9 protein-coding genes and 2 pseudogenes are annotated in these 12,658 nt (G+C 37.9%); 2 read left to right on the forward strand and 9 right to left on the reverse strand.

Features of this window, described 5'->3' with window-relative positions; all coding sequences use genetic code 11:
* Positions 1 to 3: 3 nt before the first annotated feature.
* Complete coding sequence (locus LPC15_RS06375) at positions 4 to 390, reverse strand: hypothetical protein (RefSeq protein ID WP_229234532.1); 387 nt, start codon at positions 388 to 390, stop codon at positions 4 to 6.
* 95 nt (positions 391 to 485) lie between these two features.
* Here LPC15_RS06375 and LPC15_RS06380 point away from each other — a divergent pair, with 95 nt between their 5' ends.
* Positions 486 to 659 (forward strand): serpin family protein, encoded by a 174-nt coding sequence (locus LPC15_RS06380; RefSeq protein ID WP_229234533.1) that lies wholly within the window; start codon positions 486 to 488, stop codon positions 657 to 659.
* A gap of 28 nt (positions 660 to 687) precedes the next feature.
* Here the strand turns inward: LPC15_RS06380 and LPC15_RS07100 are convergent.
* A pseudogene (locus LPC15_RS07100) lies at positions 688 to 807 on the reverse strand (hypothetical protein); the annotation flags it as partial.
* 221 nt (positions 808 to 1,028) lie between these two features.
* Between LPC15_RS07100 and LPC15_RS06385 the strand changes: the two are divergent.
* Entirely contained in the window at positions 1,029 to 2,291 is a 1,263-nt protein-coding gene (locus tag LPC15_RS06385; RefSeq protein WP_229234534.1) for a dicarboxylate/amino acid:cation symporter, read from the forward strand.
* Between the two features lie 9 nt (positions 2,292 to 2,300).
* Here the strand turns inward: LPC15_RS06385 and LPC15_RS07105 are convergent.
* The 7 genes and pseudogenes from LPC15_RS07105 to LPC15_RS06420 form a co-directional block, all read right to left on the reverse strand.
* Positions 2,301 to 2,533 (reverse strand): annotated as a pseudogene (locus tag LPC15_RS07105) (KamA family radical SAM protein); the annotation flags it as partial.
* A gap of 45 nt (positions 2,534 to 2,578) precedes the next feature.
* Complete coding sequence (locus LPC15_RS06395; RefSeq protein ID WP_229234536.1) at positions 2,579 to 3,367, reverse strand: uroporphyrinogen-III synthase; 789 nt, start codon at positions 3,365 to 3,367, stop codon at positions 2,579 to 2,581.
* The gene (locus LPC15_RS06400) at positions 3,364 to 5,355 is read right to left on the reverse strand and encodes a magnesium chelatase subunit D family protein (protein WP_229234537.1); all 1,992 of its coding nucleotides are present in this window, start codon (positions 5,353 to 5,355) and stop codon (positions 3,364 to 3,366) included. The genes LPC15_RS06395 and LPC15_RS06400 overlap by 4 nt, the downstream gene beginning before the upstream one ends.
* A gap of 22 nt (positions 5,356 to 5,377) precedes the next feature.
* Positions 5,378 to 9,421, reverse strand: coding sequence for a magnesium chelatase subunit H (gene bchH / locus LPC15_RS06405; RefSeq protein ID WP_229234538.1), 4,044 nt, complete (start codon positions 9,419 to 9,421; stop codon positions 5,378 to 5,380).
* Positions 9,422 to 9,498: 77 nt separating this feature from the next.
* Positions 9,499 to 10,347: an ABC transporter ATP-binding protein gene (locus tag LPC15_RS06410; protein WP_229234539.1), complete on the reverse strand. Its 849-nt coding sequence runs from the start codon at positions 10,345 to 10,347 to the stop codon at positions 9,499 to 9,501.
* A gap of 2 nt (positions 10,348 to 10,349) precedes the next feature.
* Positions 10,350 to 11,348 (reverse strand): FecCD family ABC transporter permease, encoded by a 999-nt coding sequence (locus LPC15_RS06415; RefSeq protein ID WP_229234540.1) that lies wholly within the window; start codon positions 11,346 to 11,348, stop codon positions 10,350 to 10,352.
* Between the two features lie 17 nt (positions 11,349 to 11,365).
* Positions 11,366 to 12,622, reverse strand: coding sequence for an ABC transporter substrate-binding protein (locus LPC15_RS06420; RefSeq protein ID WP_229234541.1), 1,257 nt, complete (start codon positions 12,620 to 12,622; stop codon positions 11,366 to 11,368).
* Positions 12,623 to 12,658 lie beyond the last annotated feature (36 nt).

The following is a 12,658-nucleotide window of genomic DNA, read 5'->3' on the forward strand; positions in this document are numbered from 1 at the left end:
CTTTTATTTGAGAGACACTATCTGAGAGAAGACGGGAATAGGTTTGTAAGACCTGAGATTTAAGAATAAATGAGATGGAAATCGTTCCCCCTCCTTCTTTATTCTTTTATTCCTTGAGTAATGGGATATAAGAAAAGGTGCGTCCCGATAGTATAGATCGAGCCTTTTTAATCCCTCCTCAGCCTTCTCCTTTGGCATAATTCCCTTCTCTTTCTCTTCCTCTATTATTTTCTTACAGTCTATTATACGGTATAGATAGATTCCATCTTCGAACTCATCGACCAATCTCGGAATTTCATCTTTGGTCTTTATCCAAGAGCCAACCGTGTTGGGACTTATCCCTAACTCTTTTGCTATTTTGATACGACCCCATCCTTTGTATCTTCTCATGTTAGCTTAAGAATATAAATGCTTAGCATCTATAATAATAATCTGGGAAGCGATCTATCATAATCTCATTGTTTGTGGTGTTCCTCTTTCTCAGCATGATCATTTGTCCATATGCTGGAGCAGATGATTCTGGATGGGCACCAGAAGGGACTGATAGAGTGGTAGATGCAAACAATCTTTTTGCTTTAGACCTCTTCTCTCAGTTAAAGAATAAAAGTAACATCTTCTTTTTACCATACAGCATCTCTGTAGCCCTCACAATGACCTAAATATTATGTAGGGTATAAGAAATGCTCATCCACCATAACGATAAGCGAGATATGGAAAACGCCAGAGATTGCCCAGACCTATGGCTGAACCTATTGCAGCAAAGATGAAAGCACTCCTTGAAGTCCACCTCTCTCTTTCCCTATCCATAGATCAATGGTAGATTTTTGTTATTTTAATAGTTTTTTCTGAGAAAAGTTTACATATATAGTCCCGAAAAAATTTCCTATCTGGAACTCTGATTCCAAAAATGTGAAACTAACAGAAAAGAAGATGAGGTAGTTGATAAGAAAAAAAGAAGAAGGAGAGGATCTAAGATGGAAAATAGTAATAAGAATGGAGTATATATATAAAATGATATAGGAGTTTAGATGCAAGGAGAGAAGGGCCTTTTCACAAAATACTTAGAATTCCCAGTTATATACAAAATTGCTATAGGTTTTGTTCTAGGAATAATAGCTGCCGTAATACTTCAAGAATCTATCTCTTTTATCAAACCTTTAGGTGACATATTTATAAGGCTTTTAAAGATGCTTGCAATGCCCATAATTTTCTTTACTCTGGTATTGGGGAGCTCGAATTTAAATATTAAAAAACTCGGCAAGATGGGGGGAGAGGTAATTGTGTTCTATTTAATTACCTCTTTTTTCGCAGCAGCTATAGGTATTATAATGGGTTTGATAATAAGTCCTGGAGTTGGACTCTCTTTGGAAGGGGCGACTTTTACACCAACTACACCCCTAAACCTAAGTGACACAATAGTTTCGTGGATTCCTGCAAACCCATTTGCGGCATTGGCAGATCCCGAACTTAAGCAAATAGTTCCAACTATAATCTTTGCTCTGATGTTCGGGCTAGCTCTATCCTATCTAAAATCTTCAGAAAAGGAGCATGATAGAAAAATTGCTTCCACTTTAGTGGATGTGTTCGATGCTTGCTCTGAGATTATGTTTAAAATTGTTAGATTTGTTCTCGAGGTCGCTCCATATGGGGTCTTTGCGCTGATAGCTGTAAATATCGGAGGGAAGGGTTTAGGGATATTCGCTCAGTATGGGAAACTTATAGCTGCCGATTATATTGGATGTGCTTTACAGATATTACTGGTTTATTTTACTCTTTTGATGATATTTAAGATTAATCCAGTGAAATTTTTATGGAGAGTAAAAGATGCAATGATAACTGCTTATGTAACCAGAACCTCTGCGGGAACTCTGCCAGTCACCATGAGATGTGCAGATGAAAACCTCGGTATAGACAAACAACTTTACTCTTTCTCCCTTCCTATAGGTGCTACAATTAATATGGATGGAAGTTGTTTACATATAATAATCGTAGCCATTATGGCTGCAAATATTGTCGGTCACCAACTCATAGGAGCAGAGCTTCTGGTTCTGGTAGTGACGACAATTATGGCATCTATTGGGACTGCTGCGTTACCCAGTGCAACCCTGATAATGCTGACAGGGGTTCTTGCCTCGGTTGGCCTTCCTCTGGAGGTCATTGGTCTGATTGCGGGAGTGGATGTAATCTTAGATATGATGAGGGCAACGACTAATGTGACTGGAGACCTTGTATGCACAACGGTAGTAGCTAAAGTAAATGGATTTATGGACGAAGCTAAAGGAAAATGGTAAAACTACTGGTTAGTAGTAGTACCATATACTTTCGTAATCTTCCATCTCTTTTAGATAGTTGTAGATGGGTGTGTCGGTGTACATCCAAAGATCTACCGGAGCAACGCCCTTTTCCCAAGGATGAATATAGTAGACACGGCTGCCATCTGGTTTTATGGCTATAACCTCTCTATCCTGCCAAGCCTAAGTACATTGAATACAGGCTCATCTGTACGGAATATCCCTGGTAAAAGTCTTACTTCGCAGGATGTGAAAAGTTTGACAGAAGAGATAAAGAAAGAGATGGTTTAATACATAAATTTATCCCTTATCTCCCTGATCACATCATCGAATGTGAATCTTTCTGGCATTATATACTCTCTAATATTGAGCCTTTTTAATGATTTAGCAGTCTCTCTTCCTATTACTGCAACTATAACCTTATTATGCCTAAACAGATCGATAATATCTTCTTTGACGCCCATATCCTCGGCTATGCTAAAAAAATTATCGGCGATCATTCTACTTGTAAAGGTAACAGCATCTATTCTCCTTTTTAATATCAAACCAACCAATTCTTCGGCTCTTTCTCGATCAGCCCCTTTAGGTAGATCTGCTGTGTATATGTTGATATCATTGACGATAGCGCCACAATCCTTCAACTCTTTATTCAATCTTAAATTTCCTTTACTGCTTCTTAAAAGCTCTAAATCCTTGCCTTGCACAGAATCTTTCAACAGATCAATAATACCTTCTGAACTAAACTCATGAGAGATTATTATATTAGATACGCCGATCTCTCTCAAGGCTCTCGCCGTTTTTGGTCCGATAGCAACAATATTTGTCCTCTTCAATCTTTTAATAAAATCTAACTCTTCATTTTTTGCCAACTCTAACGTATATTTAACACCGTTTGCGCTTGTAAACACTATATAATCTACCATATCGCTGTAAAGACGATCGATAAAATATTGAAAATCAATCGTCTTAACAGGATGCAACGAGATCATCGGGGCAAAGAATGGTTCGAATCCGTAGGATCTTACTATTTTGGCAGAATCTTCAAGATACTCCTTAGGTCGGGTTATTCCTATCATCGTAAAATCTTGCTAAGTTCCATCTTAACTACATTCTCGACGCTATGCGGTGTCAGATCATCCAATTTATAGTACGTACCTTTGCTCGTCTCTGTAATAATCTTGTTATATCCAAGTCTTCCACTAAACTCATTAGTAACGATCTCTGTATCGATAATCACTAGACGAACTCCTTCACGGTTTATCCTGCTCGATAATTCTATAAGTTCTTCTTTTATCCCATCTCCTCTAAAAGGGACGTTGCTCCGACCATCACTTATTAACACCATCATCGAGACAAGATCAGGATTTCTTCTCTTCTCATTTCTAATAAGGTCTAATCCTTTAGATATACCGGCGGCAAGAGGAGTTTTACCACCAGTAGGTAGATCTCTTAGATGATTTACTGCTTTATCAATACTGGAAGATGGTGGCAGGAGAACAGATGCATCGTTGCCTCTAAATGATACGAGTGCAACTTTGTCTCTTCTTTGATACGAATTTAATAATAAAGAGAATATTGCCCCTTTTGCACTCTCCATTCTTTTATTATTACCCATAGACCCGCTTGCATCGACCACGAATACAGATAGAGTAGAGACTTCTTTCATCCGTACCTTATCTCTTATATCTTGTTTAAGTATTATTAACCCTGAGTCTTTTTCCGCATCTTTTCTTCTCTCTTTTTGATATGCTGCTGCTGCTCTTATAGTCGCATCTATAGCAAGATCATAAGATCTATCTTTAGGTATCCTATATCCTATATACCTCCCTCTCGTCTGATTTAATGAGTTAGAACCTCTCCCTGAAGAGTTACTCGTATATTTCTTTATCTTTTTATTATCCATTAAAACAGACGGATCGATAGAGCTACCTATATCGAAACGTTCCTCTTTAGGCTTCTGGTCTTTTTTATCATTCTTCGCCGGATTATCTTCTTTTTTATCTATATCATAATCTTTTTTTTTATCGTTTTTAGATTTGATACTCTCTTCGATCTTCTCTTTTTCTAATATAGGCTGATCAAACGGCATAACTCTCATTCTATGCGGCAAAACAAACTCCATCGCCTCTTTGATATCGTCTAAACATACATTTTTCCTCCCATCAAAGGCAGAAATAGTCTTTGCAGTCCTGACCACCGTTATCTCTGCCCGATGTGACCTAACGTTAAATTTAATACAAGTCTCTGCTACAACCCTGAGTAGATCTTCGTCTATCTCCACGTAAGGCAGAATCTCTTTTGCTTTAAGAATCTTATCCTTTAATTCTTGCTGTTTAGGTTCGTATCGTCTTATAAAAGAGACAGGATCCTCCTCAAAATCTTCCGCCGTTTTTATTATCTCTATTCTCTTATCTACGTCATTTATACTTTCTACTTCTACATGTAGTCCAAATCTATCTAACAGTTGTGGCCTTATTTCTCCCTCTTCAGGATTCATCGTTCCTACTAGTATAAACTTAGCGGGATGTACAACAGAGACCCCTTCTCTCTCTACCACGTTCACACCCATTGCGGCAGCATCTAAAAGAACGTTTGCAATAAAATCGTCCAACAGGTTGACCTCATCAATATACAATATTCCCCTGTTAGCATCCGCAAGTATCCCCGGCTCTAAAGCTTTTATTCCTTCTTTTATCGCTTTTTCAACGTTTAAAGATCCCACTACTCTATCTTCTGTAGCTCCTAATGGAAGATCTTTAACTATCACTTTTCGCCGCACAACTTCCAATTTTTCGTTATTCTTAACCTTACTATAACATATGTCGCACATCTCGCGCTCATTGTACGGATTACAGTTAAATGGGCATCCTTTAACCACGTCTATATCTGGTAACAATTCTGATAGTGCTCTAACTGCAGTAGATTTAGCAGTTCCTTTTTCTCCTCTAATCAAGACACCACCAATCTTAGGGTTGATTGCATTCAATATCAACGTCTTTTTCATCTCTTCTTGTCCAACAATGGCAGCAAAAGGTAGTATATTCCTTTTTATGTGATGTGTCATCTCAATCACCTCAATATTTTTCTTATTTTAAAAGCCTTGATTTTTTATCCAAATACTCTCTTAATAACCTTGATCTTTCTTTCTCTCCCAACTCAAACGATTTTTCCTCCACTCTATCTTCTCTCTCCTCCACCCAACTTTCGATCTCCAAATATGCTTCTTTGAGTTTTTCTATCTGTTCATCCGTCGCATCCCAGTATCCTCTACTATTTGCCTCAAAAAGACGATCTATTATATCTTTCATTGCCCAAGGGTTGGATTCCTCCATCCTTTCTCTTGTCTCTTCGTTGAATACATATCGATCACATACCTCGTCCCATATCCAATTTGCTACTTTACCAGTGGTTGCTGCAAACCCCATCAGGTTATCTACCCTATCAGAAATGTTCAAAGCTCCATCGTAACCATGTTTCAGCATCTCGTCTATCCACTTTGGGTTCAAAGTTCTGGTTCTCGACCCACGCTCGATCGCATCTTTTACATCCTCCGTCTTTATAATCTCCTTTGTCGTATCTGTGATATACATCTCTGGCATCTTACCTGAAATCTTCCTAACCGCCTGAGCAAAACCGCCTGTGAACTCATAATAGTGATCCAAGTCGGTTATCTCAAAATCAGTAAAATCTCTGATCTGCGAGACTACCTCCACTCTCGAGGCATGAAACTCGAGCATCTTTTTTAAATCTTTTGCGTGGATATTCTTGCCATATGCATACTTCATAGCATATATATATTCATTAGCAAGATCATCTTCCGATCTCCATTCGGATGAATCGATGAGAGCTGGGAGTATCGTTCCGTAATTCCCTGCGTCTGGACCAAACGTTCTTATATGCGCAAGATCAGGATCGATTCCTATCTCATCCGATAATTCTTTTGTATGTTTTGCAACAAGATTTTTATCATGGAGCTCATCGAGCTCCGATACCATCTTGAAAGCCTTGTCTAATAATTCCAAAAGATGAGGAAACATATCCCTGAACATTCCACAGATGTTTATCGTAACGTCTATCCTAGGCCGCCCTAATTCTTCAAGTGGGATAACTCTGAGATCCGAGAAGTAACCCCAACCAGATCTCTTATCGGTTAACGAAGAGACAACTTCCACTCCTATTAACCTCAATATCTCGCCTATCGTCTCACCCTCCGTATTAGAGGTCTCAAACCCCCATAAAACGATGCCTATACTTTCAGGATACCTTCCATTCTTATCCAAGTATCTCTGCACCACTTCTTCAGCGATCTGGACACCTCTCTCATAAGCAGCAGCGGTTGGGACCTTCGTTGCATCAAACTGATAGATGTTTCTTCCTGTCGGAAGAACTTCCGGCGATCTAACCATATCCCCTCCTTTACATGGAAGGATGAATCCGGCATCTAGAGCTTTTAAGATGTTGTTAATCTCATCAGATGTATCTAATCTTTCTATTAGATCTAAAATCGTCTTTTTCATATCTTTTTCCACAGAACCAAGAATCGAAGAATATTCATCTAATCCCTTATTTTTAAGAATATCTCGTACTATCTCTTTAACACCCTTCTCTATCTCATCCAAAATCTGAGAATAAGGCTTATTAGATCCGTTTGGTCTTTTTGTCGGATTCTTAAGCATTATCTCGTAATCGTATCCTCTACTTTCGGCAAAAATCCTGTGCATTGATTTTACGTTCTCTCTATCGTATCTTAATACGAGAGTTATATATTCTATAACCTCATCTTCGTCTAAGTTTCTACCAAGTATATGTAACCCTTTAGGAATGATGCTCCTCTTCATATCGAAAATCTTCTCATGAATATCCTCCACAGATCCTTCAAGATGGACCTCTTCTGCATTCTCCATAATCTTATCATAGACAATCTCTGCCCTCTTTGGATCGCTTGTTTTAGATCTATAATATTCGTTGATAAGATCTTCAAGCTCAGCATACTCATCATATACACCTGATACTGTATAAGCAGGAGATGCATGGCTGATCATCAATGCATAGCTCCTTCTCTTCGCAACGGTAGCCTCAGCGGCATCATCTACCATATAAAGATATATGTGTGGTATGTCTCCGATCAATACGTCTGGAAAACAATTTTTAGACATACCAACCTCCTTTCCCTCTCTAAATTCAAGAAGCCCATGAGTTCCCCAATGAATGACGGCATCGAACTCTTCGTCTATCCATTTATAAAATGCTAAAAACTGGTGATGCGGTGCGGTCTTCTTATCGTGATACGCTTTTACCATCTCTTCTATCTGGTTTGGTGGTACTATCGATGGTTGCGGACCGATAAAGACGTTACCAAGTCTTACACCCGGTATAAGTAGCTTCTCATTATATACCATAACATCGCCTGGAGGGTTTCCTGAAGAATTAATGATCTTCTCTCTCGGTTTTTCAGGTATACCGTTCAACCAGGACTGATATCTTTCTATTGACACATTCGTAGCATGCTTGGCAGTCTCCTCTATTTGATCTGTGGTATTGACCTGTACGTTATCTAAAAATAGATTAAGAAGATCCTCTTTAGTTTCAGGTAAGTCTACTGTATAACCTGCACTCTTCATCTCTTTAAGCAGCTTTAGCAGACTCTCGAATACGTCAAGGTATCCAGCACCTCCCCCTAAACTCCCTTCACCGGGAGGATAATTATATATCACTATAGCAACCTTTTTATCCTTGTTATCCTTCTTTTTTAGATTAATCCATCTCACTGCTCTTCTACAGACTTTTAGACATCTTTCCTCGATAGGTACTGCTCTTGAATATTTAATACCCAGATCTATGTCTTGGCTCTTTTTTAATGCCATTATTGGTATAGGTTCGATTGCACCATCAAGTTCTGGAGCCATAACTGCACAGGTTATATCTATAGGTGCAATAAGGTCCGATCTCTCCCAAGTGTCAAATGGTGTGAATGCCATCGAAAAAGGTGCCAAAACAGGGACGTTTAATCTCTCAAGAACCTTAAAAAGTTTGTCAGGCCCGCCCCATAACGGACCCCCTGTCATACGATGGTATGCTCCTGGCCAAATGAAGAGATCTATCAATGGTTTATCTCGAATCTTCGATTCGAGGTTCGCAAATCTTTGATTTGCGATATCTCCTCTCAAGAAAAATCTATTCATTATATCATGAAAAGCAAGAGATCTGTTCATAACAACACAAATCACGTTTGCAAATCTTTCAAGTTCTCTTATCAAAAGATCAACAGTCGGACGGTACATTTCGTAGAATTGAGTACCATAGAAGATCATACCGATTGTAGAATCTTTGTCCATTCGCTTCCATCTTGCATAATCATCGATGCTATAAAAGTACCGTTCTGCATCAGGATGATATATCGCATCATCTTCCATCAATCTCGGTGGCTCGATCCTGACACCCATTGTAAGGTTTCCGTATTCTTTGGATAAGAGCAACAAGAAATTTTTCATATTCTCTTTAGATGCAGACCAGAAATAATAATTTATCAAGAACATATTTTTATAATCTCTAAAAATCCCTTTTTTTGGCAAATAATCAACCAAAGGACTTATCTTCCAGATTATATTCATAAACTTTTGCGGATCTTTTATAGACGTCATATCAAACCTGTCGAGTATCGCATCGATATCTATATCTTTATCAAAAAACTTGATAAGGATTTTTAATATACTTCTGAAAAATTTAGAATTTAATAATTTTTTAATTGTGGTATCGGTCCCAAATTTTCTAACAAGGTCCTTAGATCTGATAGATCCCATCCTTATAAGTATTCCATCAAGAGAAGAGGCGTAATAAGTACCGAAATTCATAGATGGAGGGATTGTCAAGACCGTATTATCCGTCTGAGATAGAGTTTCTTTGAGTATCTGGCTCAATCTATCTCCTCCTCTACCATCTATGAAGACGATATGGCTGGTAGTTATATCATCTTTAAAGTCTTCGATTACAGACCCCTCTTCTATCTCGGTTGTACTATATACTTTTAAATCGATAATCCTACCATAATCTCTGTTTATCTCTTTAACCGCATCTATCAGTTCAGAAAAACCCAAAAACGAGACATAAGTTATTTTTGTAATCTCATTCATTTTATATCATTGCAGAACTACGTTCCTGCACCTCCTTGTGAAGAACATCACAAATCTTTGATTCGTAACATTTGTTTTCATGCAGAACTACGTTCCTGCACCTCCTTGAGCAGTCCAGCCTTGTGCTGTTTTGTTTTCGGAGAGACGTATAATCCTCCGTTATGACTAATCAGTTCTACCTCAACCTCGAAGACTTCTTCTATAATTTCAGGTGTCAATACAGAGGCAGTCTCGCCGATTTTATATATAGTCCCATCTTTCATCATTGCAATCTTATCAGCATACTTCAATGCAAGATTAAGATCGTGTATTGCCATTATTACTTTTAGATTATTCTTCGATACCAAATTTTTGATGATCTCCATAACCTCCAACTGATGTTTTATATCAAGATTGGCCGTAGGTTCATCCATCAAGACAAAATCTGGATTCTGGACCAAAAGACGAGCGATAAGAACTTTTTGTTGTTGTCCGCTACTAAGCTCGCTATATTTACGCATCGCCAGATTCTCTAAGTCCAATAAATGCAAAATTTTTACTACCTTATCGATATCCTTATCCCTGCTAAACCATGAAAAATAAGGGGTTCGTCCTGCTAAAACCAGATCAAATACGGAAATATGCATAAAATTAAATGGTTGTGAGATGTATCCGATAAATTTCGCCATCTCTTTCCTCTCAATAGACCATATATCCACTCCGTTTAGCATCACTCTTCCTTTTACCGGTTTTAAGATTCTACTTATACAGCGAAGTAAAGTCGTCTTTCCAGCACCGTTCGGGCCAACTATTCCCAATATTCCGGGTGAATCCATCTTAAAAGAGATATCTCGAATCGAAGATTCGATGTTCGCAAATCTTTGATTTGTGACGTTACGATTTTTATACCTGAATTCTATATTTTCTACCTCTAATCGTGATACCATTACTATAACCACCCCTGTTTTTCCTTTTTTATAGCCAGATAGAGAAGGACAGGACCTCCAAGAAACATCGATAGGATACCTGCAGGTAATATCATAGGTGCCATTATCGTCCTACCTAATCCATCCAGCATCAATACTAAAGATGATCCAACGAAAGCAGTAGTAGGTATTAAAAACCGATTATCGTTACCAACGATCGGCCTGCATAAGAAAGGAGCAACCAATCCGATAAAAGGTATCATACTCGCGAAAGATACAACAATAGCGACGATAAGCGCAGAAATAAGCAAGGAGATAAACTTTACCCGATCTACCTCGATACCAAGAGTCTTTGCAGTGGTATCCCCCAAACTTATCATATTTATATTCCATGCGTTAAAGATTAAGATGAAAAAACAGGCAATCAGAAAGATAGACATAATAAGGACATCGGTCCATGAAACCGCTTTTATGCTACCAAAACCGCTTAACAGGGATAAAGGTAGCAATGTAAAGACCAATGCGATGCCTATCAGGACCATAGTCTCCGGACCGATTTCTCTGTATCTCGAAAGGTAATAGTAAAATAGAAAGGGCAAAAATGCAAGTAGAGAAGATAAGAATACTATAAAAGGAGTGCCAAGATTTAAAGAGCTTCCTATAACCATACCTACTGCAGCCATCGAGAATATTCCAAGAGTAAAAGGCGACGCAAATTTGTTCCTTAAGATACCCTGCATGGTAGTCCCAGATATAGCCAATCCGGCACCTATTAGAAGTCCAACTATACATCTGTTGACCCGTTCCAAGACGATATCGTTGACAAGCTCGTCTTCTTCTGGAGAAATTTTGTTTAAAATAACCGTATATATGTCGGATACCGATACATCCACAGTACCGATGGTTGGATAAACGCTGATCAAGATTACAGTTACAATTATGGATAATAGAAGGAATATAACTTTTATCTTGTTCTTCTTCTTATATTCTTTCTTAATCTGATCACCAGATTCTTTTTTCAATCCATACCACCTAATTATTAATTTGGATAAACAAAGACACCTTGCTCTTTTACATCAAAATCTATCTTCATAAATCTGTCTATATACTCTTGATGCATAACTTCAGGATCTATATCTTTCATTTCATGAGGATATGCCCATTTGGCATAATACGCTACCGCAACAGGAGACGCCGGACCGCATGCAATCGTGTGATGTATCACATGAACTTGACCATTCTTTACCGCAGTTATATGATTGAATCCGTTTAAACCGATGATTTCATCATAATAAGACTTCATAGATATTTTTTTTGGATCTAACATCGAATTACCCATTGTTTTTATGCTTTCCGGTAGATAAAATTTTTTAACATCGTTTTCTTCGGCATCATCCGTTTCATACCCGCCTACTCTCATATTGAAACCTAGTGCTCCACCAATTATAATATCTGGATCTTTCATTACTATCCATTTCGAATCAACCGTAGAGTAACCCTTCATTATCTCGATAGGTTCTCCGCCTATATTATAAAATTTTAAAGAGGAGAGATCATCAGCAATATTTTTTACTTTAATCTTATCAAAGTAGGAAACCATCTCGTTATCTCCATTGAAAACAAACCTACCAGGTATCTGAAATGTACTCATTCCTCTAATAAACGAAGGCGGTAGAGTTCCCATCTCCATATAAACTCTCGGTTGTTTGTCATAAGAAATATAGCTTAGATTATGCTCGATCTTTTCCATCCACTCTTCGCACCATTTGACGTATTCCTCTGCTTCTTCTTCCGCATCTAATATCTTACCTAATGTTAGCATCTCATCTTTCAAATCTGGTAACGAATATAGATCAAGCCTAATAACCTGTATCTCCGGCTCTAATTTTGCTTCTAAACTATCATATCCAGGATTGTATATACCAGGAGAATAAGCAATAACCAAATCAGGATTTAGTCGCTTTATAGCTTCAATATTTATTATAATAGGGGCTGCTATTCCTATTGAGGGTAGTTTTGATATATTAGGAAATAATGTGGGTTGTACTTCAATACTAGCATCTATACCAACGATTCTATCTTCTTTACCTAGAACCTTCACAGCCTGGGCAGCATCTGGGTTTAACACTACGATCCGATTTACAGGTTTAGTGATAGTTTTAATATTGCCTGTTGAGTCAACCACTTGTATATCATCCTTTTTATTATCGTTTGCATAGGATATCATTGGCAACAAAAAAGAAAATACTATAACCGATATGATTATACATGTAAATAATCCTTTTTTTTTATCCATTCACATACACCTTCTTTGCTTCTTGACTGCATTCTA

Source organism: Candidatus Methanoliparum sp. LAM-1 (assembly GCF_020885915.1).
GTDB lineage: Archaea > Halobacteriota > Methanoliparia > Methanoliparales > Methanoliparaceae > Methanoliparum > Methanoliparum thermophilum.

Excerpts from the sequence above, each read along its gene's own strand:
- LPC15_RS06375 (WP_229234532.1), bottom strand. The coding sequence starts at position 390 with ATGAGAAGATACAAAGGATGGGGTCGTATCAAAATAGCAAAAGAGTTA.
- LPC15_RS06380 (WP_229234533.1), top strand. The coding sequence starts at position 486 with ATGATCATTTGTCCATATGCTGGAGCAGATGATTCTGGATGGGCACCA.
- LPC15_RS06385 (WP_229234534.1), top strand. The coding sequence starts at position 1,029 with ATGCAAGGAGAGAAGGGCCTTTTCACAAAATACTTAGAATTCCCAGTT.
- LPC15_RS06395 (WP_229234536.1), bottom strand. The coding sequence starts at position 3,367 with ATGATAGGAATAACCCGACCTAAGGAGTATCTTGAAGATTCTGCCAAA.
- LPC15_RS06400 (WP_229234537.1), bottom strand. The coding sequence starts at position 5,355 with ATGACACATCACATAAAAAGGAATATACTACCTTTTGCTGCCATTGTT.
- bchH (WP_229234538.1), bottom strand. The coding sequence starts at position 9,421 with ATGAATGAGATTACAAAAATAACTTATGTCTCGTTTTTGGGTTTTTCT.
- LPC15_RS06410 (WP_229234539.1), bottom strand. The coding sequence starts at position 10,347 with ATGGTATCACGATTAGAGGTAGAAAATATAGAATTCAGGTATAAAAAT.
- LPC15_RS06420 (WP_229234541.1), bottom strand. The coding sequence starts at position 12,622 with ATGGATAAAAAAAAAGGATTATTTACATGTATAATCATATCGGTTATA.